At 48.6% G+C, this 25,151-nt stretch carries 27 protein-coding genes; 16 read left to right on the top strand and 11 right to left on the bottom strand.

The features are described from left to right. Window positions 1-70: 70 nt before the first annotated feature. Both ACYVF1_RS19545 and ACYVF1_RS19540 read left to right on the top strand, forming a co-directional pair. Entirely contained in the window at window positions 71-1,345 is a 1,275-nt protein-coding gene (locus ACYVF1_RS19545) for an OmpA family protein (protein WP_461081921.1), read from the top strand. Between the two features lie 60 nt (window positions 1,346-1,405). Next, complete coding sequence (locus tag ACYVF1_RS19540; RefSeq protein ID WP_461081919.1) at window positions 1,406-2,068, top strand: endonuclease III domain-containing protein; 663 nt, start codon at window positions 1,406-1,408, stop codon at window positions 2,066-2,068. A 9-nt stretch (window positions 2,069-2,077) separates the two neighbouring features. On the opposite strand, the gene ACYVF1_RS19535 is transcribed toward ACYVF1_RS19540, so the two are convergent. Continuing rightward, the gene (locus tag ACYVF1_RS19535; RefSeq protein WP_461081917.1) at window positions 2,078-2,605 is read right to left on the bottom strand and encodes a hypothetical protein; all 528 of its coding nucleotides are present in this window, start codon (window positions 2,603-2,605) and stop codon (window positions 2,078-2,080) included. Between the two features lie 167 nt (window positions 2,606-2,772). Between ACYVF1_RS19535 and ACYVF1_RS19530 the strand changes: the two genes are divergently transcribed. Both ACYVF1_RS19530 and ACYVF1_RS19525 read left to right on the top strand, forming a co-directional pair. Further along, entirely contained in the window at window positions 2,773-3,321 is a 549-nt protein-coding gene (locus tag ACYVF1_RS19530) for a dihydrofolate reductase family protein (protein ID WP_461081915.1), read from the top strand. A gap of 15 nt (window positions 3,322-3,336) precedes the next feature. Beyond that, a complete protein-coding gene (locus tag ACYVF1_RS19525) occupies window positions 3,337-3,861 on the top strand; it encodes a DinB family protein (protein ID WP_461081913.1) in 525 nt (174 codons plus the stop codon). 71 nt (window positions 3,862-3,932) lie between these two features. On the opposite strand, the gene ACYVF1_RS19520 is transcribed toward ACYVF1_RS19525, so the two are convergent. Continuing rightward, a complete protein-coding gene (locus ACYVF1_RS19520; protein WP_461081911.1) occupies window positions 3,933-4,277 on the bottom strand; it encodes a nuclear transport factor 2 family protein in 345 nt (114 codons plus the stop codon). Between the two features lie 186 nt (window positions 4,278-4,463). Between ACYVF1_RS19520 and ACYVF1_RS19515 the strand changes: the two genes are divergently transcribed. Both ACYVF1_RS19515 and ACYVF1_RS19510 read left to right on the top strand, forming a co-directional pair. Next, window positions 4,464-4,724, top strand: coding sequence for a hypothetical protein (locus tag ACYVF1_RS19515; protein ID WP_461081909.1), 261 nt, complete (start codon window positions 4,464-4,466; stop codon window positions 4,722-4,724). 119 nt (window positions 4,725-4,843) lie between these two features. Continuing rightward, window positions 4,844-5,575, top strand: coding sequence for an SDR family oxidoreductase (locus tag ACYVF1_RS19510; RefSeq protein WP_461081907.1), 732 nt, complete (start codon window positions 4,844-4,846; stop codon window positions 5,573-5,575). Between the two features lie 74 nt (window positions 5,576-5,649). On the opposite strand, the gene ACYVF1_RS19505 is transcribed toward ACYVF1_RS19510, so the two are convergent. The 3 genes from ACYVF1_RS19505 to ACYVF1_RS19495 form a co-directional block, all read right to left on the bottom strand. After that, window positions 5,650-6,396, bottom strand: a complete 747-nt coding sequence (locus ACYVF1_RS19505; RefSeq protein WP_461081905.1) for an SDR family oxidoreductase — start codon at window positions 6,394-6,396, stop codon at window positions 5,650-5,652. A gap of 33 nt (window positions 6,397-6,429) precedes the next feature. Next, window positions 6,430-7,266, bottom strand: coding sequence for an SDR family NAD(P)-dependent oxidoreductase (locus ACYVF1_RS19500; protein WP_461081903.1), 837 nt, complete (start codon window positions 7,264-7,266; stop codon window positions 6,430-6,432). A gap of 82 nt (window positions 7,267-7,348) precedes the next feature. Next, a complete protein-coding gene (locus ACYVF1_RS19495; protein ID WP_461081901.1) occupies window positions 7,349-8,251 on the bottom strand; it encodes a helix-turn-helix domain-containing protein in 903 nt (300 codons plus the stop codon). A gap of 152 nt (window positions 8,252-8,403) precedes the next feature. Here ACYVF1_RS19495 and ACYVF1_RS19490 point away from each other — a divergent pair, with 152 nt between their 5' ends. From ACYVF1_RS19490 to ACYVF1_RS19480, 3 genes are read left to right on the top strand one after another with little or no spacing between them, the layout of a single operon-like run. Beyond that, window positions 8,404-10,443: a glycoside hydrolase family 127 protein gene (locus ACYVF1_RS19490; protein ID WP_461081899.1), complete on the top strand. Its 2,040-nt coding sequence runs from the start codon at window positions 8,404-8,406 to the stop codon at window positions 10,441-10,443. Between the two features lie 35 nt (window positions 10,444-10,478). Further along, window positions 10,479-11,480, top strand: coding sequence for a glycoside hydrolase family 43 protein (locus ACYVF1_RS19485; protein WP_461081897.1), 1,002 nt, complete (start codon window positions 10,479-10,481; stop codon window positions 11,478-11,480). A 12-nt stretch (window positions 11,481-11,492) separates the two neighbouring features. Beyond that, window positions 11,493-12,806, top strand: a complete 1,314-nt coding sequence (locus ACYVF1_RS19480) for a nucleoside hydrolase-like domain-containing protein (RefSeq protein WP_461081895.1) — start codon at window positions 11,493-11,495, stop codon at window positions 12,804-12,806. A 56-nt stretch (window positions 12,807-12,862) separates the two neighbouring features. On the opposite strand, the gene ACYVF1_RS19475 is transcribed toward ACYVF1_RS19480, so the two are convergent. Next, window positions 12,863-13,201, bottom strand: coding sequence for a winged helix-turn-helix transcriptional regulator (locus ACYVF1_RS19475; protein ID WP_461082306.1), 339 nt, complete (start codon window positions 13,199-13,201; stop codon window positions 12,863-12,865). 120 nt (window positions 13,202-13,321) lie between these two features. Here ACYVF1_RS19475 and ACYVF1_RS19470 point away from each other — a divergent pair, with 120 nt between their 5' ends. The 3 genes from ACYVF1_RS19470 to ACYVF1_RS19460 all read left to right on the top strand — a co-directional run bounded on the left by ACYVF1_RS19470 (window position 13,322) and on the right by ACYVF1_RS19460 (window position 15,715). Next, window positions 13,322-13,732, top strand: coding sequence for a DoxX family protein (locus ACYVF1_RS19470; RefSeq protein ID WP_461081893.1), 411 nt, complete (start codon window positions 13,322-13,324; stop codon window positions 13,730-13,732). Between the two features lie 88 nt (window positions 13,733-13,820). Then, window positions 13,821-14,738: a helix-turn-helix domain-containing protein gene (locus tag ACYVF1_RS19465; RefSeq protein WP_461081891.1), complete on the top strand. Its 918-nt coding sequence runs from the start codon at window positions 13,821-13,823 to the stop codon at window positions 14,736-14,738. Window positions 14,739-14,830: 92 nt separating this feature from the next. Next, window positions 14,831-15,715 (top strand): NAD(P)H-binding protein, encoded by an 885-nt coding sequence (locus ACYVF1_RS19460; RefSeq protein ID WP_461081888.1) that lies wholly within the window; start codon window positions 14,831-14,833, stop codon window positions 15,713-15,715. A gap of 58 nt (window positions 15,716-15,773) precedes the next feature. Here ACYVF1_RS19460 and ACYVF1_RS19455 read toward each other — a convergent pair whose 3' ends face one another. Then, a complete protein-coding gene (locus ACYVF1_RS19455; protein WP_461081886.1) occupies window positions 15,774-16,364 on the bottom strand; it encodes a Crp/Fnr family transcriptional regulator in 591 nt (196 codons plus the stop codon). A gap of 133 nt (window positions 16,365-16,497) precedes the next feature. On the opposite strand from ACYVF1_RS19455, the gene ACYVF1_RS19450 reads away from it, so the two are divergent. Then, the gene (locus ACYVF1_RS19450; RefSeq protein WP_461081884.1) at window positions 16,498-17,382 is read left to right on the top strand and encodes an SDR family oxidoreductase; all 885 of its coding nucleotides are present in this window, start codon (window positions 16,498-16,500) and stop codon (window positions 17,380-17,382) included. Between the two features lie 51 nt (window positions 17,383-17,433). On the opposite strand, the gene ACYVF1_RS19445 is transcribed toward ACYVF1_RS19450, so the two are convergent. Further along, entirely contained in the window at window positions 17,434-18,414 is a 981-nt protein-coding gene (locus ACYVF1_RS19445) for a GlxA family transcriptional regulator (RefSeq protein ID WP_461081882.1), read from the bottom strand. Window positions 18,415-18,546: 132 nt separating this feature from the next. Between ACYVF1_RS19445 and ACYVF1_RS19440 the strand changes: the two genes are divergently transcribed. Together ACYVF1_RS19440 and ACYVF1_RS19435 are read left to right on the top strand one after the other, a co-directional pair. Further along, on the top strand, window positions 18,547-18,987 hold the full coding sequence (locus tag ACYVF1_RS19440) for an SRPBCC family protein (protein ID WP_461081880.1): 441 nt from the start codon (window positions 18,547-18,549) through the stop codon (window positions 18,985-18,987). Between the two features lie 62 nt (window positions 18,988-19,049). Next, window positions 19,050-19,823 (top strand): SDR family NAD(P)-dependent oxidoreductase, encoded by a 774-nt coding sequence (locus ACYVF1_RS19435; protein WP_461081878.1) that lies wholly within the window; start codon window positions 19,050-19,052, stop codon window positions 19,821-19,823. 163 nt (window positions 19,824-19,986) lie between these two features. On the opposite strand, the gene ACYVF1_RS19430 is transcribed toward ACYVF1_RS19435, so the two are convergent. Genes ACYVF1_RS19430 through ACYVF1_RS19420 form a run of 3 tightly spaced genes read right to left on the bottom strand, consistent with a single transcriptional unit; the run spans window position 19,987 to window position 23,936 of the window. Next, window positions 19,987-22,113: a xanthine dehydrogenase family protein molybdopterin-binding subunit gene (locus tag ACYVF1_RS19430; RefSeq protein WP_461081876.1), complete on the bottom strand. Its 2,127-nt coding sequence runs from the start codon at window positions 22,111-22,113 to the stop codon at window positions 19,987-19,989. Between the two features lie 13 nt (window positions 22,114-22,126). Further along, window positions 22,127-23,134 (bottom strand): FAD binding domain-containing protein, encoded by a 1,008-nt coding sequence (locus ACYVF1_RS19425; RefSeq protein ID WP_461081874.1) that lies wholly within the window; start codon window positions 23,132-23,134, stop codon window positions 22,127-22,129. A gap of 19 nt (window positions 23,135-23,153) precedes the next feature. Continuing rightward, window positions 23,154-23,936: a 2Fe-2S iron-sulfur cluster-binding protein gene (locus ACYVF1_RS19420; RefSeq protein ID WP_461081872.1), complete on the bottom strand. Its 783-nt coding sequence runs from the start codon at window positions 23,934-23,936 to the stop codon at window positions 23,154-23,156. A 140-nt stretch (window positions 23,937-24,076) separates the two neighbouring features. On the opposite strand from ACYVF1_RS19420, the gene ACYVF1_RS19415 reads away from it, so the two are divergent. After that, a complete protein-coding gene (locus ACYVF1_RS19415) occupies window positions 24,077-25,138 on the top strand; it encodes a S66 family peptidase (protein WP_461081870.1) in 1,062 nt (353 codons plus the stop codon). The last annotated feature ends 13 nt before the right edge of the window (window positions 25,139-25,151 follow it).

Below are 25,151 nucleotides of genomic sequence, written 5' to 3'. Positions count from 1 at the left end.
GAGGCTTAAACCTTAAACTACCTGGCGTAGTCAAACGTTTATAAGGCAAATGCCTTCCCAAACAACGACAATGAACCGCCTGATATCTCTCTCTTTGTTACTTATGCTGCTGGCGTCTGGAGTGAACGCCCAGGTACAATACACAACCGAATCGCCCCGAATAGATGATATTAACGACCGTGACGTAACGATAAAGCGCGTCGAACTGACGGATCAGTATACGATCATCTATATGAAATTTCAGGCTCCGAACGGCCAAAACCGCTCCTGGCCGTTTCCGATCCCTATGCCCAATGGTAAGACGATGGACCCAACTACCCAGAATAATATTGGGTTCCAGCCCAGTTCCCGGCTGTACGTAAATCAGGGTGAACGGTCCTACAAATTTATTCGGGCTGAAAATATTCCGGCTGAAACGCGTTTACGGGTGCAACCCGGTCAACGGGTTGATTTTGTGGCGTATTTTGAACGTATCGATCCCGGTTATACGACCTTCGATCTGTTTGAGTGCAGGGATAGTAAAGGATATATCTGCTTCAATTTCTGGGGCGTACATATCATCAATCCCAAAAAGAAAGAGCCCTATGCACAACGGGCACCGAAAACCCCAACCCCTGTTCCGCCAAAGGAGCAGCCCCGATATACGCCCCGGACAAAACCTGGAGTAGGTACCGACGAACCAGCCGAAACGCCTAAAAAAGAAGAAGCGCCAGCACCGACGGCGGTGGCTATCAACGGGGTGACACGTAGCGCCAAAACCAAAGAGCCAATTGTGGCCACCGTTACGTATCGGCTAATTTCGGGCGCGGAAGCCACTGCTGACGACGTTGCTGATTCGGTAGAAAGCATCAGTCCGACGGGTAAATATCGCATTCCCATCGAGCGCCGGGGTGTTTATGCTGTTATGGCTTCAGCAAAAGGATATTTCAGTCAGAGTGATACGTTAGCAACAAACCGCGTCGATGTAGCGCGTGACTTTAACCTCGTGCCTATCGAAGCCGGCGCAAAGATCACCTTGAAAAATATCTATTTCAACGTATCGAAGTTCGACCTGAAACCTGAGTCCTACCCCGAACTCGACCGGCTGGCGGAGGTCATGCAGTCGAATCCGAGTATGAACATTCGCCTGGAAGGACACACCGATACGGTCGGCGATTTTGATTCGAACGTAGAACTATCGCGCAACCGGGTCAACGAAGTGAAGCGGTATCTAGTCAGTAAAGGAATTAGTGGTGCCCGAATCGAAACGATTGGTTATGGGCCTTCTCGCCCGATCAATACCAATAAAGGCCTGAAAGAACGCCCCGAAAATCGTCGGGTTGAAATGGTTATTGTAAAAGCGTAAACATAAAGGGATGTTTCATGTTTCAAGTTCCAGGTTTATTAACTAACCTGAAGCCGGAACATGAAGCATCCCTTCGATCTTGATATAATGCTGGCCCGAATTGAGGAGGCCATTCGCCCATACCCGAAAGCGGCCATGTTCGATCTGTTCGAACGGGGTTACAATACGTTATTCGAACAACTGATTTCGTGCATCGTTTCCATTCGCACGCTCGACGAAACTACCATTCCGGTATCATTACGTTTATTCGAGAAAGCTCGTACGCCAGAACAACTGCTGACACTCGACATTCCAACCCTAACAGAACTTCTTTACGGCACTACGTATCCCGATCAGAAAGCCTACACCATGCGGGGCATCGCCGAACGTATCGTCAATGAATTTAGCGGCACCTTACCCGCCGATTATGACACGTTGACCTCGCTAAAAGGGGTCGGGCCGAAGTGCGCCAATCTGGCATTGGGGGTTGCAACCGGCCAAGCCGCCATTAGTGTCGATATTCACGTACATCGGGTAGTGAACCGCTGGGGATTTGTGCAGACCAAGCAGCCTGAGCAGACACTAAAAGTACTGGAAACCAAAGTGCCCCGTGAACAATGGGTAAACATCAATCGACTGCTCATGCCGTTTGGTAAACACATCTGTACCGGTACGTTACCGCATTGTTCAACCTGCCCCGTACTAGACTGGTGTGAGCAGGTTGGCGTAGAACGGCATCGCTAAACGTAGCTTCTATTGCTCGCCTTCCGTCAGAGCCTCGCGCAGGCTGGCTAACGTAGCACGGCAAGCCTGGTCAAGTTGCTCGTATAATGTAGTCTGTTGCTCAGCGGCTTGTTCGGCCACGGTTTGCGTACTACCTGATTTAACCAAATCGCTAACGGTAGCGCTCGTCGGTTGAAGGGGCACAAACATGCCATTGTTATCGGCAATTAAATCGGTTAACGTAGCACGGTATCGACCGTATTTCGGTTCGATCGTCAGCGTATAGCGAACGCTCTGCTTTCCAAACGGATAAGCTCCTTTGACAAACAAAACGTTATGTTCCTGATCGAAGTGCACCTCGGTATTTGAGGTATTGCCATACTGATCGTCGGCCCAGATCCGGGCTTGCTCCATAATTTTTTTCGCGGGTCGTTTGCTATCGGGTAATTTGATAATTTCCTGATACTGAACTTGTCCGCCTTCGTTGGCTGGAAGCTGAACCTGAGCGAAGAGCGTTGCTGAATAGCAGAGTAGCAAAGTGAAAAATATAAACTTCATAGACGTAGTAATAAATCGGGAATCACCATTCTGGATAAAATGGTTTTCTATCTCCGATTTCGGAAAGAATTACAAAAGTAAGCTACGTAGTAAAGGTTCGCTAATTGTTACGTTAAAACAAATGCCATATCCGGCGGTTGTTTTTGTACGTATCAACCCTGATTTGTATGCGAAAACTGATCTATGACGTAGCGGCTTCACTCGACAATTTCATTTCCCATTCTGACGGTTCCATCGACGGGTTTCTGACTGAAGGTGAGTTCGTTGGCGATTTTCTGGAACGTATCAAATCGTACGACGTAGCGCTGATGGGCCGTAAAACGTATCAGTGGGGCTACGCGTTTGGCTTACAGGAGGGCGAACCCGCTTATACGCAGGTCAACCCCGATCTGAAGAATTACATATTCTCGAAAACCCTTACGTTCGAACCGGGGCCGTTAATTGAAGTGATCAGTCACGATGAGATTGATTTCATCCGGCAACTAAAAGCTGGCGACGGTAATCCAATATGGCTTTGTGGTGGTGGCGAACTGGCCGCTACGTTGCTGGAAGCCCAATTAATTGATGAACTGGTGATCAAACTCAATCCGGTGATTTTGGGAGAAGGCGTGCCGCTTTTCGGGTCGAGTTCTGCCAACGTTACGTTGCAACTGCTCGACTCGAAATCGTATGAAAACGGGCTGATGCTGCTACGTTATCAGCTTAATTATCAATAACAAACCCTTTCAATCATGACTAATCAGGAACTAAGTAACGAACTCAACACGCAGTTTACGGAACTGCTGCGTTTACTCTTTTCGCTGAACGAAGATGAATTGAATCAGGTGCCTTTTGACGGAAGCTGGACAGCCGCGCAAGTGGGTGATCATTTGTCGAAATCGTACGATGTCATGCCTGTTCTGAGCGGAACTACTGAACCGGCGAATCGTCCGATTGATGAAAAATTGGACGGCATTCGGGCTGTATTTCTTGATTTTACGACCAAACTACAATCGCCTGACGAAATTGTGCCCGATAGCGGACCGTTTGAGAAAGCTGAATTAATTGGTCGATTAAACACGCAAACGCAATTGCTGACTTCGTTCGCGCAGCACAACGATCTGACGCTGGTTTGCCTGGATAGTGAATTGCCACAAACCGGTACATTGACCCGGTACGAATGGCTTTCGTTTATGGGCATTCATACGCAACGACACATTCACCAGTTGAAAAAGATAATCGAGCACCTGAATCAGTTTGAGAAAAGCGAAATATAGAGGTTATTGCAGGACGCAGCTTTCCGGGATAATATCTGTAAATCACTCTGGAAAGCTGCGTGCTATTCGGGTTACTTCTTCTCCAGAAGCGGTCGTGGGTCGAATAAAACCTTGAGTGATTTCACTTTTCCGTCCTCGGTATTATACCAGCCACTACTAAAGATTTTTGGGCCGCCCATGTCGATATTATACCACAGGCAGACATCAGCGCCATCGACGAACACTTTCTGAACGTCATATTTGAACTTCATTTTCTTCATGTCCTGAATGTACACGTCGCCCCCGTCGCGGGTGCCCATTACGCCTACGAACGACATATCATCGGTAAGTAAGTCGCGGGCGCCATCAAAATCTTCGTTGTTTAATGCGTTAATAAACGCCAGCACCGCGTCTTTGGCATTAGTTGTTGTTGTCATAGCTGTATTCGTTGAAAATCCTGTCTATTTATAATGCTTACAATGGCTTTTTGTTTGGTAAGCTTTGGTTATAGAAATGTCAACAATTGGTGTACAGCCTGGTTAGATAGTTTACCGTGTCTTACTAAAAACGCTGATTTACTACGTTAAAAGCTCCAGTAATTCATAACCTAAACGACAACGAAAATGAACCTGACCCGAATTTTCGACATCATAACTCCCCTCATGATTCTCGCCTTTATGGGTGTAATCATGATTGGCTACGGCTTCGTTGATACGCAGCGGGAAAACAATGTGCTTCAGTTTATTTTCGGAATTCCGATTGCGCTGGGCGCTGCCGGATTTCATTTCCTGATCCGGCGCGTAGCCCACGGTGATACGCGAACTATATGGATTGCCGAAAGCATCATTGTTGTCGCGCTCATACTGATTTATAATGCATCATAGAAAGGAGTACGTTACTATTTGAATCTTGCAACGATTGGTTTGAATCGCGCAACGTAACGCCAACCGCTGTAGCCTACCTTTGCTGACGATTTAACCAAATCAACGTTAACAAAAAGTACATGAACGTATCAAACAATAAAATTCTGATTACCGGCGGTGCGTCAGGCATTGGCCTGGGCCTGACCGAGCGATTTGTGCAGGAAGGCAACACCGTTATCATTTGCGGACGGCGTGAAGATGTGCTGCGTGACGTAGCAACAAAACTTCCATCGGTCATAACCCGTACCTGCGATTTATCCGTTGCTGAGGAGCGGCAGGCGCTTTATGAGTGGATTGCTGATGAACACCCCGATCTGAACGTACTGGTCAATAATGCTGGAGTTCAGCAATGGATAAACATAACCGACGAAGATTTTATGGAGCGCGCTAAAAGTGAAATCACCATAAACATCGAAGCACCGCTGCACCTGACGTCTCTCTTTGCCAAACTACCGTCGCTGAATGCTATTCTGAACGTAACGTCGGGGCTGGCGTTTGCACCGTTGGCCAAAGTGCCGGTTTATTCGGCTACCAAGGCGTTTTTCCGTTCGTTCACTTGGTCGCTACGTTATTTGCTGGCCTCAAAAGGTATCGAAGTAATTGAAGTGATTCCACCTGCGCTCAACACAGATCTGGGCGGCAAAGGTTTACACGATCAGGCGCCACCGGTCAGTGGTTTTGTCGACGCTGTATTTGAGCAGCTTAAGGAGGGAAAAACTGAAATCACCTACGGCACGAGCGGCACCCGAGCCAATGCGTCGATGGACGACCTGCGCAATTATTTCAATCAGATGAATCAGGCATTCAAATAACTGATGGATGACCTTAGCACTCAACACAGGTAGTGATAAAAAATGGGCAGGTTCTAAACCTGCCCATTTTCTTTCTATATATTCTTCTGCGTTACGGGCCGGACAACCAGCTCGTTAACATCTACATCGTCGGGCTGGCTGATGGCAAAAGCAACGGCACGGGCAATGGCGTCGGCCGGTAACGTAACGGTCCGAAATTGCTCAATGGCTAATTTCTTTAACTCCGGATCAGAAATGGTTTCGGCCAGTTCCGATTCAGTTGCGCCCGGAGCCACCAACGTTACCCGAATCGGTGGTTTTACTTCCTGACGTAACCCATCACTAAGCGCACGTACTGCAAATTTTGTTGCGCTGTACACCGCCGACGTTGGCCCAACCCAGCGATCACCAACCGACGTAATGTTGACAAACTGGCCGCTGTTTTTAGCTTCGAAAACAGGTAACGCAGCCGCAATGCCGTGTAAAACGCCTTTGATATTTACGTCGACCATCTGATGCCATTCGTCCACTTTGTAATTGTTCAGGTAGGAGAGAGGCATCAGTCCGGCATTATTGACAAATACGTCCAATTTCCCAAACGTATCGAGTGCCAGTTGAACGAATGCTTTCATGCTGTCGAGTTGAGTAACATCTAACGTAGTGAAAGCCGCTTTACCTCCAGTTTCCTGAATTTCCGTTGCAATACGGTGTAGTTTATCGATACGTCGAGCCCCCAATATTACGTTGGCTCCCTGACTGGCCAGATGCCGGGCGATGGCTTCTCCGATGCCGCTGCTAGCGCCTGTAATGGCAACCACTTTACCTTCAATTGATTGATTCATGAGTTGTTTGTGATCTGATAAATGAAATGTTGTCTACTGGAAATCAGTTGATTTGGTACGTTTCTCCTGTTCCTGGAAAGTTTGACGTAGCAAATCCAACTTCTGATTGGCGCGTAGATACGCGTCGCTGCCGAGAAGCAGGTGGATAGGCGGATTGGCTTCTTCGGCGAGTTGAATGAGGATGGCTACGGCTTTTTCAGGATCACCAGCTTGTGCGCCATCCATTCGTAGATACTTATCGTGCGTGGCTCGTATTGCCGTGTAATCGTCGATGCTATGTTGTGCCAGCACCAACGAGTCGGGCGTTAGAAAACTGGTCCGGAAAGCGCCGGGCGATACGACAGTTGCGTGAATACCAAACTCTTTGACGTCCGTAGCCAGCACTTCGGTGAGTGCGATGATAGCCGCTTTGGCAGCCGCATAAACCGACCAGCCCGTTCCCCCGGTAATCCCTGCAATAGACGAAATATTGATAATATGCCCTGACCGTTGGGCTCTCAGATGAGGCAACGCCAGCCTGATTACGTTCAGCGTTCCGAACACATTAACATCGAAGCTGTCGCGGGTTTCCTGGTCGGTTAGTTCTTCAATACTACCGCCGATACCGTAACCTGCATTGTTCACGATTATGTCGATTCGGCCGAACGTAGCAACGGTTGACTGAAGCGCTTGTGCTACGTTGCTTTCGTCAGCCAGATCGACTTCCAGGGGAAGAAATTTTGGAGACTCTTGGTTTACCGCCTGGCTCAGACTGCTTTTGCTACGTGACGTAGCAGCTACCGAGTAGCCTGCCTGTAGCAGTTGTTTGACCAGACTTAGACCTAGCCCTTTGGAAGCTCCCGTAACAAACCATACTTTTTGGGTGTCCATAACTTTGCTTGTTTTGTGAGTGCAAAATTATGGGCGCGGTCAGGCGAGGACGTAGCGTACACCAAACCAATACTTACGAAATTCAAACCTTGCGGAAGCCCGATGGTGTTTGTGACGTATTCTTTTTGAAGAAGTGATTGAAGTGAGCCGGTTCGTCGAAACCTAAGCTGTAGCTGATTTCAGCTACGTTCCAGTCGCTATGTTTCAGCAGCGCTTTAGCCTCCATAATAACCCGCTCTGCAATGTGGTCCGACGTAGTTTTGCCGGTCGTCGTCCGAACGGATCGATTCAGGTAATTCACATGGACAGATAATTGCCGGGCATAATCGCTGGCCGAACGTAGCTGAAACCGTTGTGTGGGTGTCTCGATGGGGAATTGACGTTCCAGCAGTTCGGTAAATACCGCCGTCAGCCGGGACTTGGCGTCGGTGTGCTGGTACAACGTGTCGGAGGGTTGCAGCTTAAGGGCGTAATGAATCAGTTCCGATACGTAGTTGCGAATCAGGTCATATTTATACGGATAATCGGAATCAATTTCGGTCAGCATCTTCTCGTATAAACCACCTACCTGCCCAAATTGTGATTCCGACAGCACATAGGCAGGCATACCGCCGGGTTTAAACATGGGCAGTTCATGAAGCCAATTCTGGCTTGAGCTGGCAAAAAAACCTTCTCTGAAAACGCAGAAAAAACCATTGACATGCTCCGAAACCGGCTCCCATGTATACGGCACCTGCGGGTTGAAAAAGATCAACGTAGTGCCATTGATCTCCACACTTTTATCGGCGTAGTGGTAAATATTATGACCACGTAGCAGACTGATTTTGTAAAACCCCCGCCGACTATATTGGCCCGGCCCTCCCGGTGACGCCGGATAATCTTCTAACCGAAACACGTTAAAATGGCCGAGGTCCTGCTGCAAATTCTCGGGTAGCCAGTTGAACTTATGTCGGTAAAAATCTTCGAGGCTTTCTGTCGTATTCATAGAGCAAAATTACACTATTCAAACCTGCTTTGTTCAATTAACAGGTGGCAAATTGGTATATATATGGATTTGAACCAAAATCATCAGGCTCGTCCGTGTTCTATTTAATCGGAAATTCCGTTAAAAATGCTCGGCATGAAGCTTTATCGGTTATGAAAATATCTATGCGACCCTTGCACTTAGGCACCACGCTGTTGCTTAGCTTGTCGATGCACGTAGCCGTAGCGCAGCCACGTACGCACATCATTCACCCGCTGAAGCTGGAGCAGGTGAGCGTGAACGACCTGTTCTGGAGCCCGAAATTGAAGGTCTGGGATTCGAAAACGGTGTATGATGTGTTCGACAAACTGGAAGGAAATTACGAGCCCGATCGCAAAGATTTGATTGAGGAAAAAGCGAAATGGGGCCGGACACGTAATGCTTTTCTAAATTTTGATCTGGTAGCGCAGGGGAAGAAAAACACCGGCCAGCACGACGGTCCGCCCTGGTACGATGGGCTGGTATACGAAACCATTCGCGGAGCCGCCGATCTGCTGGCCGAATATCCCGACCCGAAACTGGAAAAGAAAATCGACGCTTACATCGACCGAATCGCTGCTGCTCAGGCTGTTGATCCGGATGGGTATCTGAATACTTACACTACGTTGGTAAAACCTGATCAGCGATGGGGCACGAATGGAGGAGACGACAAATGGCAGCATGACGTGTATAATGCCGGAATGCTGATTGAAGCGGCTGCGCATTATTACAAAGCGACGGGCAAAACCAAGCTGCTCGACGTAGCGACCAGATTCAGCAACTTCATGTACAAGGAGATGGGGCCATTTCCAAAAAAGAACGTAGTACCCGGACATGGCGGCCCTGAAGAAGCCATCCTGAAATTATACTGGCTGTTTAAGGACGAACCGGCGCTGAAAGCGAAGATGAGCGTACCGGTCGATGAGAAGCAGTACTACCAGCTCGCTACGTTCTGGATTGAGAACCGGGGCAATTACGGCGACAAAGACGGTCGGCACGCGCGCAAAAGTGACGAATCCTACAATCAGGACCACATGTCGGTGTTTCAACAGAAAACCATTGAAGGGCACGCCGTTCGTGCTACGTTGCTGGCAACGGGCGTAGCGGCTACAGCGCTGGAAAACAACGACCCTCGCTACGTTGAAACAGCCGATGCGTACTGGGACAATATGATTGGCAAGCGTATGTTTATCACGGGTGGCGAAGGCGCCATTGCCGACGGAGAACGGTTTGGGAAGAATTACTTCATGCCCGAATCAGCGTATCTGGAATCCTGCGCGGCCATCGGCTCGGCGTTTTTCAGCCAGCGTATGAATCAGCTGGAAGCCGACGGAAAGTATGTCGACGAACTGGAACGGGTGCTGTATAACAATCTCTTATCCAGCATATCACTGAAAGGCGACAACTATTTTTACGAAAATCCGCTAGTAGCAACCGACCACAAACGCTGGGCGTGGCATAGCTGCCCTTGTTGCCCGCCAATGCTGCTGAAGATGGTGTCGGCCATGCCAGGTTTCATTTATGCCTATGACAAAGATGCCGCTTACATAAACCTTTTCATCGGTAGTCAGGCCGACATGACCGTTGCTGGGACCAAGATCAATTTGAAACAGGTAACGCACTATCCCTGGAAAGGTGAATCGGTAATTCTGGTGAATCCTGAATCCTCGAAATCGTTTACGGTCAATGTGCGTATACCGGGCTGGGCGCGTAGTCAGGAGAATCCGTACAATTTGTATACCTCCTCTGTTAAAGAGCCAATTACGCTGAAAGTGAATGGGAAAGACGTAACAGTGCAGCCGAAAAACGGATACGTAGCGATAAACCGGACCTGGAAAAAAGGTGACCGCATCGAACTGAACTTACCGATGCAGCCACGTATCGTCTCGCCCAGCGATTCAATCCAGACAATCAAAGGAAAAGTCGCGCTGGCATCAGGTCCCATCGTATACGGACTCGAAGGTGTCGATAATCCCAATCTGAACGACATTACGTTACCAGTTGCTGCGTCCCTGAAACTGACCTATAAACCTGACTTGCTGAACGGGGTCAACGTAATAACAGGACAGGCAACGGACAAAAACGCAAAACCTGCATCATTCACCGCCATTCCGTTTTATACGTTTGGAAATCGAGGTACTTATCCGTACAAAGTGTGGGTGGCCAAGGAGTAGTTTATGAGTCAGTTTAGTTAAGCCCTTAACGAGCTATGAAAAGTAATTGGTTACTTCTGGTAGGTTTTCTGTTGTTTTCGGTTGCCCTCAAAGCTCAGGAAAACAGGACGCGAGAGCCTAGAATTAACGTTCCGCTAGATTCAATTCGGTTGAGTGATCCGTTTATTCTGGCCGATCGTCAAACCAGTACGTATTACATGACCGGGACGGGCGGTCTGCTCTGGAAAAGCAAAAATCTAAAGCTTTGGGACGGTCCCTACAAAGTCGCACAAACCGACCCGAATTCCTGGATGGGCCCCAATCCGATGATCTGGGCTGCTGAGATTCACCCATACAAAAACAAGTACTATTATTTTGCTACGTTCACCAACCGCGCTGTCAACATCGATACCGTAAAAGGACGAGCTATTGAACGACGGGCCTGCCACGTATTGGTCAGCGATAAACCCGACGGCCCGTATGTTCCGATGCAAGACGCTACGTATCTGCCCCCGAACATGCCCACGCTCGACGGTACGTTATGGGTCGATACAAACGGTAAGCCGTACATGGTCTATTGTTACGAATGGTTACAGAATCTGAACGGAACTATCGAAAAAATCGAATTGAAACCTGATTTAAGCGGTTCAATCGGTAAAGGCCAGGTACTGTTTCGGGCCAGCGATTCGCCCTGGAGCCGCGAAAAAGACGATAATGGCAAGGATCGTCCGAACAAAGTGACGGATGGGCCATATCTGTTTCATACCAAAACCGGACGCCTGGGAATGATCTGGACCAGCTGGATTTATGATGTGTATACTCAGGGCGTGGCGTATTCGAAAAGTGGTACGTTGGATGGCCCCTGGATTCATGAAAAAGAACCTATTACGCCAGCCAATTACGGTCATGGAATGCTATTTAATACTTTGGATGGAAAGCTGCTCATGTCCATACATAGTCATAAAAGTATAAATGGACGTACCATCCGTTTTCCGCATTTGTTTGAGGTAGATTTGTCCGGCGATAAGCTGGTTGTCGGAAAACCATACATACCGTAGACGCCGTTTTTGATGGAAAATAAAAGAATGATGGGTCGACTATTGCTAATTTGTTTACTGTCAATTCATTCGATTGCACTGATTGCCCAGAAACCCGTGCCGATCAAGCCGCGTATTCTCGTCAGTACGGACATCGGCGGAACAGATCCGGATGATAATCAGTCGATGATTCATTTACTGATGTATAGTGATAAGTTTAACATAGAAGGGCTCGTTTCGTCTCCTTCGTATGGCGAAGGGTCGAAAAAAGAAATTTTACGCACCATTGATCTGTACGAAAAAGATCTGCCAAAACTTAAAAAACACGTAGCGAATTTCCCGGAGCCTGATGCGTTACGTGCCGTCTGCAAACAGGGTCGGCATGGAGCCGCGCCCTACGTTGGTTACACTACGTCTACCGAAGGTTCGGACTGGATTATTAAATGTGCGAAAAAAGAAAGCAGTCAGCCGCTGTGGGTACTGGTTTGGGGTGGCCTTGAGGACGTAGCGCAAGCGTTGCACGATGCGCCTGACATACAGAAGAAGATTAAAGTGTACTGGATTGGCGGCCCCAATAAAAAATGGAGCGTCAACAGTTACGCCTACATCGCAGCCCATTTCCCAGATCTCTGGTTTGTCGAAGTCAATTCGTCCTATTATGGCTTCTTCTCGAATAATGGCGTTCCTGACAGTTTAAACAGTAAAAATTATTACGATCGGTATATTCGTGAGGCTGGTTCTTTGGGTAAAGATTTTAAAGCCAATCGCTACAAAGGAAATGTTAAAATGGGCGATACGCCATCGCTCTTGTATATGATGGACGGCGATCCGAATACCCCGATGAGAGATAACTGGGGCGGTAGTTTTGAAAAATTTACGTACAGTCCAAGAGTGATTTATAATCGCGTTACCAGCACCGCTGATACGGCAACTGTCTATTCAATTGTAGAGTTACATTTTCAAGGTCCGAAAATCAAGATACGTCCTGATACGTCCTGTTTTACGATGGCCGTGAAGGCAGGGATTGGCGAACAAAAGTGGGCGGGTTATTACCTCGGCGATGGCCACTATGCCGTAAAATATGCACCCAAGCAAACCGAAACACTGACGTACAAAATCACCTCGAACGTACCCGGTTTTCAGGAGCAAAGTGGACAGTTAGTTGTCGATAACGTTTGGCCCGGTAAACCACGTAGTACAAATTATAAACTGGGTAACAACTGGTACACCGATCGAAAAGATCCGGCCTTGTTTGACGGCATCTGGCAGGGCGCCAAAACGGTGCTGAAATGGCGGAACGAGGTTTTGCTGGATTGGGCAAAAAGGTGGAAATGGCTTCAGGAGTAAGAAACGCCTTGTTTTGCGTGCTTCCTGCATCAGCATGAATAAAATCATAATGGCAATCATTTTCCTATGATTTCCGCACGATGTGCTAATCCCCAGTAGTGTAGTTCTTCGATCACTTTCTCCAGCGACAGGCCGTGGGACGTAATGGTGTATTCGACCGTAGGCGGGAACGTATCATGGACGCTACGTTTGACCAGTTTATTAGCCTCTAAACTTTTCAATTCTTTCGACAGTGTTTTGTCGGTAATGCCTGTAACTTCTTTGGCTAGCTGCTTGAACCGTTTGGGGCCGGAGGATAAAGCAAACAAAATCAGTAGTTTCCATCGGCCTTCTACGGCTTCAAGGGCGTCTTTGATAGAAAGCATACTCTTGGGGCACCCTCCGTTTATCAGCATGACGTTACGTTGTTTGCGTGCTACGTTACTATCGTATCGGATAGCGCTATCCAAACAGGAAGTGCTTTCGATCGGATAGCGAAGATACCTACTTTTGGGCCATCCTCGTAACGTAACGCAATGGCAAACGAACAAAAATCGTCGACAATTCTTCACGTAGCCCTTTGGGTTGTACAAGTACTTTTAGCGGCTAGTTTGGTCTGGTCGGGCTGGATAAAACTAGTTTGGCCTATTGCTCAACTGGCAGCCATGTGGCCCTGGGCCGGTCAGATGCCCGCTACGTTGGTCAGGGGGACTGGCGTGGTCGATTTAGTAGGAGCTGCTGGGCTAATATTACCTTCATGGCTACGTATGCAACCAAAACTTACACCTATAGCCGCTGTTTGCATTAGTATGCTCATGGTTTGCGCTACTACGTTCCATGTGCTACGTGGCGAAGCCGCAGTTATTGGCGTCAATATCGTTTTTGCGCTTCTTGCTACGTTTGTTGCGTGGGGAAGGTTTATGAAAGCACCGATAAAGCCAACGTGAAACGACTACAACAATCAGAGATTCAGCTACAATCTTGAATTATGGTAGGCGGACCTTTGTTTGGCTAACAATAATGATTTCCCGAAATATGACCCCGAATCAACCACGGCGATTTAAAAACATCAGCGAATTTCATCAATTCAGAGGATTGCCGAAGCCGGAACATCCGTTGGTGAGTGTGATCGACGTAGCGAACATGCGAAATCTGCTCGACAAGGAAACCAGCATGGTCTATGATTTTTACACCATTACGCTGAAACGCAATTTCAATGCCCGGATGAAATATGGTCAGCAGGAATATGATTTCGATGAGGGAATTATGTTTTTTATGGCGCCTGGTCAGGTTTTGAAAATCGAAGTGGGAGTCAATGTGCCGTTGGTGCATTCGGGATGGATGTTGCTGATCCACCCCGACTTTTTGTGGAATACGGCCCTGGCCAAAATCATCAAGCAGTACGAATACTTTGATTACGCCGTGCATGAAGCCCTGTTCCTTTCCGAAAAGGAAGAAACGATCATTTCTGGCATCATGCAGAATATTCAGCAGGAATACCATTCAAACATTGATCAGTTCAGCCAGAGCGTGATTATTGCTCAACTGGAATTGCTGCTGACGTATTCGGATCGGTTTTACCACCGTCAGTTCCTTACCCGAAAAATTACGAATCATCAGATTCTCAATCGGTTGGAAACGCTACTTGCAGATTATTTCAACAGCGATGATTTGATCGAGAAAGGATTGCCAACGGTTCAGTCAATAGCCGACGCGCTGAACGTATCGCCCAATTATTTAAGTGGCTTGCTGAAAGTGCTGACCGGGCAAAGTACGCAGCAGCATATTCACGAGAAACTGATCGAAAAGGCCAAGGAGAAACTATCCACAACCGATTTGTCTGTCAGCGAAATTGCCTATGCATTAGGTTTCGAACATTCGCAATCGTTCAGCAAATTATTCAAAAGCAAAACGGCCCTTTCTCCGCTGGAATTTCGGCAGTCGTTTAACTGATCGACTTAATGAAACGGCTACAACAACCATAGATTTGGCTACAGGCACCAGTTCCGGCATTTCGACTTTTGTACAAACAAAATCGAAATAATATGAATGTTGTCATAACCGGTTCACTGGGGCATATCGGCAAACCACTGACCGAAAATTTAGTAAAAAATGGGCATTCTGTTACCGTAATCAGTAGTAATCCCGAGCGACAAAAAGATATTGAAACGTTAGGTGCTACGTCGGCCATTGGTTCGCTAGAAGATGTTGATTTTCTGATCACTACGTTTACTGACGCCGACGCCGTTTTTTTGATGGTGCCGCCCAACTTTGCTGAAACGGACGTAGTGGCTTATTACCGTCGGCTCAGTAACAAGTATGTGCAGGCTATTGCTCAAACGGGCGTAAAACGAGTCGTTTTGCTGAGCAGCTACGGCGCACATTTAGACAGGAATACGGGCTTCATTCTCGGTGCTCACCATGCCGAAATCATTCTGAATCAGTTACCGAACGTAGCAATTACCCATTTGCGTGCGGGTTATTTTTACTACAATCTGTTTGGCTTTATCGACATGATTAAAGGCGCAGGTTTTATCGGGGCCAACTACGGTGGAGACGATCAAATAGCTTTGGTTTCGCCAAAAGACATTGCGAACGTAGCAGCGGAGGAGTTGGTGAAACCTGTTACCGGCCAAACCATACGCTACGTTGCCAGCGACGAACGTACCGCCAGCGAAATCGCTCAAGTACTGGGAAACGCCGTTGACAAATCTGATTTACAATGGCTTATCCTGACCAGCGAACAGATGAAAAAGGGAATGGAACAACGAGGATTGCCACCCTATGTAATCGCCAGCTTTGTGGATCTAGGCGCTAGCCTTCACAGCGGAGCTTTGCTTGAAGATTACGAAAAACACAGACCGACGCTGGGCGACGTAAAGCTGGAGGATTTCGCTACGGAGTTTGCAGAAGTGTATCAAGCTCGGTGATTTGATTATGTACAAAGTGAAAAGACCGTCTCGTACGAGACGGTCTTTTCGATAACAATCATCCTTTTACCCCTATCGCCTGTCCCTGCCGAATTCGGGTGAGTGTCTCGCGGGATACGCCCAGATAAGAGGCCACCATGTGCAGAGGCACGCGCCGGAAAATCTCTGGATACGTATCAATAAAATACTGATATTTCTCCTCTGCACTAGCGCTGATGTTCATCAGAATTCGCTTTTGGGTGATACCCATATTTTTGGTAATCAGCTTTTCGGAGAAGGAGTTTATCTCAGGAATGGCTGTTCTCAAAGCTTCAAAATCATCATGACTCCACAGAACGACATCGCTCTGTTCCAGCGCGTCAATATTTAATTCGGAAGGCGTTCGATTGAAGTAGCTATCGGAGTCAGTTATCCACTCGTGTTCCGAAGAGAATTTCATAATGTGTTCGCTTCCGTCGGCGCTAATGTTATAGGTTCTGAGCAGCCCCCGCAACACAAATAGTTTATGATTACAAACTTCGCCTTCGTGCAATAACAGCTGCCTTCTTCGAACTTTCCTGACAACCGACTTCGAACGTATCAGCTGCATTTGCTTATCTGTAAGCCCAGGTTCGTATTGTCTGAGGTATTGTTCAAAGTCGTCCAACATGATGAAAAGAAGGGTATTTGTGAATCACAACGAAAAATAAGATAAAAATGTCCTCAGAAAAATGAGTCAAATGTCCTCGCTCTGCGGGTTCAGGTCCCGCTAGTTTTGTGTAACTATTTTAACTAAAAACCATATGCGCGTATTCGTTACGGGAGCTTCTGGATTTATTGGCTCCGCAATCGTACAGGAATTATTAAATGCCGGGCACCAGATCGTTGGTCTGGCACGTTCGGAAGAATCGGCTCAATCGCTCACTAAAGCCGGTGCTGAGGTGCTGAGAGGCACTCTTGAAGACCTCGACAGTTTAAAAAAAGGAGCCGCCAATGCCGATGGCGTTATTCATACGGCGTTTATTCACGACTTTTCGAACTACGTAGCCGCTGCCCAAACAGACAAGCGGGCTATTGAGGCCATTGGCTCCGTATTAGCCGGTTCTGACCATCCGTTTGTCGTCACCGCTGGTATCTTGGGATTACGTACCGACGGCGGTTTTATTACTGAAGACGATTTCGCTCCGCAGGGCGGTCGGGCTTCTGAAGCAGCGGCCATGTCGCAGGCAGAAGCGGGCGTACGTGCGTCGGTCATTCGGCTGCCGCCTTCGGTTCACGACGCTGGTGACTATGGTTTTGTACCTTTTATTATCAACACGGCCCGAAAAAAAGGCGTATCAGCTTATGTGGGCGATGGCAATAATCGCTGGCCCGCTGTACATCGGCTCGACGCGGCTAAACTTTTTCGATTGGCGTTGGAGAAAGGAGCCACCGGAGCTCGCTATAATGCCATTGGTGATGAAGGAATTCCGCTTCGCGAAATTGCCGAAGTAATTGGCAGGCATTTAAACGTACCAGTCGTTTCGATTTCCCCCGAGGAAGCCGCCAGTCATTTCGATTGGATGAGCCGTTTCATTACGTTCGATAGCCCGGCAACTTGTACAAAAACCAAAGCAGATTTAGGTTGGGAGCCAATTCACCCCGGACTGATTGACGATCTGAATCAAGGACACTACTTCAGAGGCTGAACAACGTAACACGGCGCCTGCTACTCATAGTAAGCTACGAGTAGCAGGCGCCTACACCAAAGCTTCTTTATTATATCTCGCTTTATAGTCAATCGGCGACATGCCTGTGATTTTTCGGAACACTTCCCGAAACGCTTTTACATCCGAATAGCCGACGTCAAACATTACTTCATTAATAGTTTTTCGGGTGGATTCAAATGCTTTTTTTGCCGATTCAATTTTAACTCGTTGGGCATATTCGATGGGTGTATTGCCAGTTGCTTTGATAAATCGTCGGTCGAAGTTTCGTCGGCCTACGGCGAATAGATTGGATAGATAATCGATCGATATTTTTTCCTGAATGTTGCTTTCAATATAGTCCTGCGCCTTTATAACCATCTCATCTCCATGCCGTTTCTGGCCGGAAAAAATCGTAAAGGCGGACTGACTTTGGCGGTCTATTTCTATCTGAAATAGTTTCGAGCAGTAAATGGCCGTTTGGCGGTCGTAATATTTCTCGATCAGGTAAATCAGTAAGTTGAGAAACGAATAGGCGCCACCGTTTGTATAAATTCCCTTTTCATCCGTAATCAGTTTGTCGGGTTGCAGTTTCACGTTGGGGAACGACTGCCGGAACGTATCAGCCGCAGCCCAATGCGTAGAACACGTTTTGCCATCCAGCAAACCAGCAGATGCCAGCATAAAAGCTCCCGTACAGATGGTAGCGATTTCTGCCCCGTTCTTATACTGTTTCACAATCCAGCCGATTAACGTATCGTTTCCCTCCATCGCGTTCTGTACGTTGTGATTCAGGGAAGGAATAACGATGAGGTTGGTTTGGGCAATGGCGTCAATGTGAGTGTGCGGCTTCACTGTGAACAAATCACCCTCGAAGACCACAGCCGGAGAAATGCCTGCTAATTCGACCTTAAACAGGTCGTTGCGGCCGGTTGCCTTCCAGTAGACATTTGCTTCCGTAAACAGTTCGTAAGCGCCAACAATGCTGCTCAGGTTGTTTTGTCCATCGGGAACAACTATAGTAATGTGTTTCACGGCTTTTTTCGTGTAAAAGTAGTTGGCTTTTTTGTCCAAATCAACCCACTACAAAGTCTATTTTACACCCCTTCACTTCTCAAATTAGACAATAGTTTTGCCCTCGAAAAACACGTAAACAACTACGACACAATGACTACATCTGATTTTACGACTACGTTGCTGATCGACCAACGTCCTGAAACCGTGTTTAATGCGATCAATAACATACGCGGTTGGTGGACCGAAAACGTTAATGGCAGTTCTCAGCATCTGAACGATACGTTTGAGGTACGTTTCGGCGATGTACATTACTCCAGACAGCAGTTAGTTGAGGTAATTCCGGCCAAAAAGGTTGTCTGGCGCATTACAGACAGTCACCTCAATTTCATCAGCGACAAAAGCGAGTGGACCGGAACTCACGTTGTTTTTGATATCACCGAAAAAGATGGGAAAACCCAGCTTCGCTTTACACACGAGGGACTGACGCCTGAGATAGAATGTTACGGAGCGTGCTCCAATGCCTGGGGCGGTTATATACGTAGCAGCCTGTTCGACCTGATTACCAAAGGAGAAGGTCAACCTGCAAAGTGAGCGTACGATTGAGTTCCAGGTAAATATTTGTTCACTGTTCCATTCATTAAATCAATTATGTCATGAAAAAATTAGAAGCAAAAAAAGCGGTAGTAATTGGCGGTAGTCGCGGTACGGGGCTGGCTATTGTGAAGGCCTTGGTTGAGGAAGGAGCCAGCATATTGGTAGTGGGCCGAAATGCGACTTCGCTGGCAGAAGTTGCCACTTCATTGCCTATGGTACAGACGCTATCGGCCGATGCAACTGATGAATCAACCATCATCAGCATTTTTCAGAACGAACCGGATATTATTGTGCTAGCCGCCGGTGCCATGCCGCCCTACCAGCCTCTGCAACAGTTGGATTGGGATACGTTCAGCACGAATTGGAATACGGATGTAAAAGTCGCTTATCTGATTGCCCATTATACCCTCAACAAACCCGTCAAGCCCAGTACGTTGGTCATATTCATGTCGAGTGGAGCAGCGTTGTTTGGCTCACCTATCTCAGGGGGGTACGCTGGCTCAAAACGAACTCAACTTTTCCTTGCCAATTACGCTCAGGAATCGTCTAACCGGCTAAACCTAGGAGTACGTTTCTTAGCCGTTGCCCCGTTGCGACTGATGGAGGGAACAGGTGTGGGCGACGTAGTGATTCCGAAATATGCTACGTATAGCGGCCTTTCGGAAAGCGATTTTAAGGCACGAATGAGTTTTCCGCAAACCAAAAAAGACGTAGCAGAGAGCATCGTTGCTGTGGCTATCCAATCTCCACCACTGGAAGCTGGAAACGTCTGGTTTGTTACAGAAAAGGGCTTGATGACCGAACCAGAATTGAAAAAGTTAATGGGTAACTAGGTTTACAAACTGACGATTGTATTAAACCCGCCCATTCTCTAATGGTCAACAAATAATTTAAAAGCGCTCGGAATGCGATACAATAAAGAACCATACAGCCCTGGCTTCATGACGTAGCGTAAACCATTAAAAGATACTAAAAGTCAGGCAGTTATATTTTATCTTACAACACCTTGTCTGGTGTAATAGGCAAGTCCCGAACCCGTTTTCCGGTAGCGTTGAAAACGGCGTTGACCACCGCAGCGGCTACGCCTACTATGCCCACTTCACCGATACCTTTGACGCCCAATGTATTGACGTGCTCGTCTTTCTCGTTAATAAAAATCGCATCCAGACTACCAATGTCTAAGTTGGCCGGTACGTGATAATCACCAAGGGAACGGGTGACAAAATTGCCCCAGCGCGGATCAACGATTGATTCTTCGGTTAACGCCATGCCGATGCCCCAGACGTTGCCGCCAATAATCTGCGAACGGGCGGTTTTAGGATTCAGAATCTGCCCCGCACCAGTCACTGCCAGAAACCGATTGACACGTATCATGCCCGTCGATTTGTTCACGGCGACTTCCGCAAAATTAGCGTTGAAACTATGCGCCGAATATTCTTCAGCGCTTTCGGGCGGTTTGCTATCAACCCGCGTCTGGTAATCCGTTATTTTTTCGGAACGCATCATTTGCGCGGCTGTCGGAGGAGCGAAAAACTGCTTGCCCGACTTGGTGACCAGTTCTGCCGTAATTTTCTGACAAGCGTCGTTCACGGCATTGGCGTAACTGGCAGCGCCTACCGACCCCACCGCACCAGCCGCGGGAGGTAGATTTGAGTCGCCAATATTCACTTTTACGTTTCGAATGGGCAGCCCTAGCGCGTCGGCGGCTGTCTGGGCGAGTATCGTATACGTACCAGTGCCTAAATCCGCAGCGGCCAGCTCGATGGTGGCCGTTACGTCCTCGCCGTTACGTTTCAGCTTTACAGATGCCGACGTAGGGCGCTGGTGAGCCGGATACGTACCAGCCGAAACGCCGTAGCCAATCCAGTAATTACCCCGCTCATTTTGACGAGGTTCGAGTTTGCGCTTCTCCCAACCGAAAGCTTTGGCGCCTTCCCGAAGGCATTGAACCGTTGTTCGCGACGACCAGGGTTTGCCGTTGGACGGATCTTTTTCGGGTTCGTTTTTAATACGAAACTCAATTGGGTCCATTTTTAGCTTGTACGCCAGCTCGTCCATTGCCGATTCGAGCGCAAAACTGCCGGTCGATTTGCCGGGGCCGCGCGTATAGGTTGGCACAATTAGATTCATAGGCACCACCCGGTACGTAATGAGCGAGTTGGGCGTGTCGTACATGATTTTCGAGCAGTCGCCACAGGGTTCAACGAATTCGTCATTGATGGCGCAGTGTGTTGTGGTTTCGTGCGCCAGCGCCGTCAGTTTACCATCCGACGTAGCGGCCAGGCTTACTTTCTGACGGTTATGCTGCCGCAAGCCTACAGAATTGAACATCTGCTGACGAGTCAGCGCCAGTTTGACTGGTCGGTTCACGTGTTTGGCCGCTACGGCTGCCAGTGCTAGATTCGCCCACTGCCCACCTTTCGAGCCAAACCCGCCACCGATGTAGGGGGAAACGATACGCACCTGTTCAGGCGTCAGATTCAACGTGTTAGCCGCAGAGCTTTGCGCACCGTTTACAATCTGGGCACTGCTGTAAAGCGTTACGTTGTCGCCGTTCCATTCAGCAATAGCTGCGTGCGGCTCCAGTGGATTATGGTGTTCGATAGGCGTTTCGTACACTTCCTCCACTTTAATCGTAGCCTGACTGAGTGCAGTCTGCACATCGCCCCGCTTGGCGTCGGCCTTGTCTTTATCCTTCGGCAGTCGGGCTTGATCGGCAACTTTATCAAAATCGACTTTAGGTTCCTTTTTATCGTATGTTACGTTGATAAGCCGCGATGCGTAACGGGCCTCTTCAAACGTTTCGGCTACGACAATGCCGATATTCTGTCCAAAGAACTCAATTTCAGGGCTTTGTAGCAACGAACCTCCCCGCAGGCCACCCTTTACATTGAGTTTCATGGTGTTCTTATACGTAATAACAGCCAGCACACCGGGCGCTTTCTCAGCAGCAGCACTGTCGATGTCGCGAATCGTTCCGGCGGCAACTGTACTCTTAAACAGAATGGCGTACGCCGGATTCTTCACCGGATGATCCATCGAATAAGCCGCTTTGCCCGTCACCTTAGCAATGCCGTCGATGCGGCTGATCGGTGTGCCAATTGTTTTGTTCGTGTCTTTCATGGGATTTGTTACGTTACGCCTTACCGCCATTCATCGCCATCTGCAAGGCCAGAACGATGCTTCGATTGCCCAATTCAACTTTAAACTTATTATGTTCCAGTGGTTTGGCATCGGCCATTTCGGCATTGGCGGCAAGCTTGAAGTTGGCTTCAGTTGCTTCTTTACCCACCAGCATTTGCTCCGCTTTCAGGGCGCGCCAGGGTTTGTGCGCTACGCCACCCATGGCGATACGTGCCTGCCTGATTTTGTTTCCATCCATGTCCAGCGCGGCTGCTACCGACACCAGCGCAAACGCATACGAAGCCCGGTCGCGGACTTTCAGGTAATACGATTTATCAGCAAAACGGTTCTGAGGCAGTTCGATGGACGTAATGAGTTCGCCGTGTTGCAGGTTTGTGTCTTTTTCGGGTTGATCGCCGGGGAGCCGATGAAAATCAGCAATCGGAATGTTACGTTCCTGTCCGTTCGTGTTACGTACCTTCACCACGGCGTCCAGAGCCGCCAGCGCAACGGCCATATCAGACGGATAAACCGCCACGCATTGCTCCGACCAGCCAAAAATGGCGTGCATCCGGTTAATACCTTCCTTCGCTCCGCAGCCGCTGCCCGATTGACGCTTGTTGCAGGGCATCGACACTTCGTAAAAGTACGGACAGCGGGTCCGTTGCAACAGGTTTCCGCCGTTGGTGGCCATGTTACGTAGTTGGCCCGAAGCGCCCGCCAAAATGGCCTGCGTTAATAAAGGGTAATTTTGACGTACCAGCGGATGGTTCGCGGCATCGGTGTTTTTGCCGAGCCCGCCAATAGAAAGGCCGCCTTTGTTGGTTCCGGACGTAACGGTTTTAATATCAGACAAGCCCAATTCTGAAATATCAATCAGCGCGTTCGGGCGTTCTACGTCTTCCTTCATCAGGTCGAGGAGGTTGGTGCCGCCCGCAAGGAATTTGGCGTTCGGATTTTCAGTCAGTAATTTGATGGCTGACGTAGCGTCTTTGGCCCGGGTATAGGTGAAAGGTCGCATTGATACGTTTGAGAAAGGGTTAAACTGACCGGAAAACCTGTTCGATGGGCTTGCCGCTATGAACCTCCTGAATAGCTGCCACTATGTTTGGATATGCCCCACAACGACAGATATTTCCCGACATCCGCTCCCGAATTTCTTCATCGGAAAGCTTCATCGGTCCGGCTGGCTGACGGACGTTTTCGGTAACGTAACTGACATGTCCTTTCCGGGCCTCATCGAGTACCGCCACTGCTGAACAAATCTGGCCGGGCGTGCAGAAACCGCACTGAAAACCGTCGTGTTTCAGGAACGCTTCCTGCACAGGATGAAGTTGATTCCCCTGCGCCAGCCCTTCAATCGTTTGTACGGTTTTTCCTTCGCAACTCGCAGCCAATGTCAGGCACGACAAAACCCGATGGCCATTGACAATCACCGTACAAGCCCCGCACTGACCATGGTCGCAGCCTTTTTTGGAGCCGGTTAGGTCGAGCCGTTCGCGCAACGTATCAAGCAGCGTCATCCGCGAATCGACGGCGAGTTTCCGAGACGTACCGTTCACTTTAAACGCTACGTTCACTGCATTTTCCAGACTGGCCGGAGCGAGTTCCGCCGGAGCTGTTTCAGCCAATGGCCGGGTCAGCAATTGCTCGGCCACCGCCGATTGGGCTGCCAGAATTCCCCCACCCGCGAGACTTAATAGTTTGAGAAAATGACGTCGGTGAATGCCTGTATCGAGAATTTCGGTCAGGTCTTCGGGCATCAGATCGGCGAACAACCGTTTTTCGTCCTCCGTCAGTTCAGGTGATTCGTGTTCGTCCATCGTAAAGGTGTTGAGCGTGAAAGGGTTTTCGTTAAAAATGAGGGAACGTATTGTATCTGAAGAGATAAGTAAGGAATATTAACAGTCGGATAAAGGCTATTGTTTTAGCGTAATTCAAGTACTTCATCGGGAACGTAATAATGAATAAACAACTCCATAAACCTGAACCGCTTCAGCCCGGAGATACCGTGGCGGCCATATCGCTTTCGTGGGGAGGGGCTGCTACGTTCCCGCATCGCTACGCGGCCGGAAAAGCGCAGTTGGAGCAGACGTTTGGGCTTCGGGTTGTGGAAACACGCAACGCGCTACGTTCTGCTGACTGGCTGTATCATAATCCGCAAGCCCGCGCCGACGATTTAATGGAAGCGTTTGCTGACCCGCAGATTAATGGAATCATCTCGATTATCGGTGGCGACGATAGTATCCGAACGTTACCGTTTCTCGACGTATCGGTTATACGTAATAATCCTAAAATTTTCCTGGGTTTTTCAGACACAACCGTAACGCATCTGGCCTGCTATCGGGCTGGTTTAACTTCGTTTTATGGTACGTCGCTGCTGGTCGGCTTTGCGGAAAACGGTGGAATGCATGATTATCAGGTTGCCGATTTGCGTCGGACTTTGTTTTCCTCTGAACCCGTTGGAATTATTGAGCCAAACAAGGGTGGCTGGACGTCGACTTTTCTCGACTGGGCAGATCCCGCAAACCAGCAACTCGTGCGTCCGCTTACGGCGTCAACCGGCTGGCGTTTTTTGCAGGGGCAGGGTAGGGCAGAAGGCCATTTGCTCGGTGGTTGCGTTGAGGTGCTGGAAATGCTCAAAGGAACGGATTACTGGCCTGCACTATCGGCCTGGGACGGGGCTATTTTGTTTCTGGAAACGGCAGAATTTGACCTGAATTCGGAGCCCCTGATACGTCCGCAACAATTATCCTGGATTCTTCGCAACTACGCGGGAATGGGCATTTTGAGCAAGCTGAACGGAATAATGTTGGGGCGGCCGTACCATAATCGCTACGTTGATGAATACGATCAGGCGCTGCTACAGGTCGTTCGGGATGAGCAAGGGCTGGATCAGTTGCCGATCATCAGCGGTATGGACTTTGGGCATACGGCCCCGACGTTTACGTTGCCTTACGGTTGCAGCGCTCGGATCGATTGCGATAAGCAGACGTTCGAATTGCTGGAAAGTGGTTGTCGATAATAAAATGAAGCCA

The organism is Spirosoma flavus (assembly GCF_054778555.1).
The sequence above is the reverse complement of the archived record's forward strand: the minus strand, read 5'-3'. Positions and strand labels throughout refer to the sequence as shown.

Bases quoted from the DNA above. Each gene is read 5' to 3' on its own strand.
- ACYVF1_RS19475 (WP_461082306.1), bottom strand. From the start codon at position 13,201: ATGCTGATAAACGGAGGGTGCCCCAAGAGTATGCTTTCTATCAAAGAC.
- ACYVF1_RS19455 (WP_461081886.1), bottom strand. From the start codon at position 16,364: ATGTTGGACGACTTTGAACAATACCTCAGACAATACGAACCTGGGCTT.
- ACYVF1_RS19415 (WP_461081870.1), top strand. From the start codon at position 24,077: ATGAATAAACAACTCCATAAACCTGAACCGCTTCAGCCCGGAGATACC.
- ACYVF1_RS19440 (WP_461081880.1), top strand. From the start codon at position 18,547: ATGACTACATCTGATTTTACGACTACGTTGCTGATCGACCAACGTCCT.
- ACYVF1_RS19500 (WP_461081903.1), bottom strand. From the start codon at position 7,266: ATGGACACCCAAAAAGTATGGTTTGTTACGGGAGCTTCCAAAGGGCTA.
- ACYVF1_RS19520 (WP_461081911.1), bottom strand. From the start codon at position 4,277: ATGACAACAACAACTAATGCCAAAGACGCGGTGCTGGCGTTTATTAAC.
- ACYVF1_RS19470 (WP_461081893.1), top strand. From the start codon at position 13,322: ATGGCAAACGAACAAAAATCGTCGACAATTCTTCACGTAGCCCTTTGG.
- ACYVF1_RS19480 (WP_461081895.1), top strand. From the start codon at position 11,493: ATGGAAAATAAAAGAATGATGGGTCGACTATTGCTAATTTGTTTACTG.
- ACYVF1_RS19460 (WP_461081888.1), top strand. From the start codon at position 14,831: ATGAATGTTGTCATAACCGGTTCACTGGGGCATATCGGCAAACCACTG.
- ACYVF1_RS19535 (WP_461081917.1), bottom strand. From the start codon at position 2,605: ATGAAGTTTATATTTTTCACTTTGCTACTCTGCTATTCAGCAACGCTC.
- ACYVF1_RS19420 (WP_461081872.1), bottom strand. From the start codon at position 23,936: ATGGACGAACACGAATCACCTGAACTGACGGAGGACGAAAAACGGTTG.
- ACYVF1_RS19545 (WP_461081921.1), top strand. From the start codon at position 71: ATGAACCGCCTGATATCTCTCTCTTTGTTACTTATGCTGCTGGCGTCT.
- ACYVF1_RS19490 (WP_461081899.1), top strand. From the start codon at position 8,404: ATGAAAATATCTATGCGACCCTTGCACTTAGGCACCACGCTGTTGCTT.
- ACYVF1_RS19435 (WP_461081878.1), top strand. From the start codon at position 19,050: ATGAAAAAATTAGAAGCAAAAAAAGCGGTAGTAATTGGCGGTAGTCGC.
- ACYVF1_RS19485 (WP_461081897.1), top strand. From the start codon at position 10,479: ATGAAAAGTAATTGGTTACTTCTGGTAGGTTTTCTGTTGTTTTCGGTT.
- ACYVF1_RS19425 (WP_461081874.1), bottom strand. From the start codon at position 23,134: ATGCGACCTTTCACCTATACCCGGGCCAAAGACGCTACGTCAGCCATC.
- ACYVF1_RS19505 (WP_461081905.1), bottom strand. From the start codon at position 6,396: ATGAATCAATCAATTGAAGGTAAAGTGGTTGCCATTACAGGCGCTAGC.
- ACYVF1_RS19515 (WP_461081909.1), top strand. From the start codon at position 4,464: ATGAACCTGACCCGAATTTTCGACATCATAACTCCCCTCATGATTCTC.
- ACYVF1_RS19465 (WP_461081891.1), top strand. From the start codon at position 13,821: ATGACCCCGAATCAACCACGGCGATTTAAAAACATCAGCGAATTTCAT.
- ACYVF1_RS19540 (WP_461081919.1), top strand. From the start codon at position 1,406: ATGAAGCATCCCTTCGATCTTGATATAATGCTGGCCCGAATTGAGGAG.
- ACYVF1_RS19450 (WP_461081884.1), top strand. From the start codon at position 16,498: ATGCGCGTATTCGTTACGGGAGCTTCTGGATTTATTGGCTCCGCAATC.
- ACYVF1_RS19525 (WP_461081913.1), top strand. From the start codon at position 3,337: ATGACTAATCAGGAACTAAGTAACGAACTCAACACGCAGTTTACGGAA.
- ACYVF1_RS19530 (WP_461081915.1), top strand. From the start codon at position 2,773: ATGCGAAAACTGATCTATGACGTAGCGGCTTCACTCGACAATTTCATT.
- ACYVF1_RS19510 (WP_461081907.1), top strand. From the start codon at position 4,844: ATGAACGTATCAAACAATAAAATTCTGATTACCGGCGGTGCGTCAGGC.
- ACYVF1_RS19430 (WP_461081876.1), bottom strand. From the start codon at position 22,113: ATGAAAGACACGAACAAAACAATTGGCACACCGATCAGCCGCATCGAC.
- ACYVF1_RS19495 (WP_461081901.1), bottom strand. From the start codon at position 8,251: ATGAATACGACAGAAAGCCTCGAAGATTTTTACCGACATAAGTTCAAC.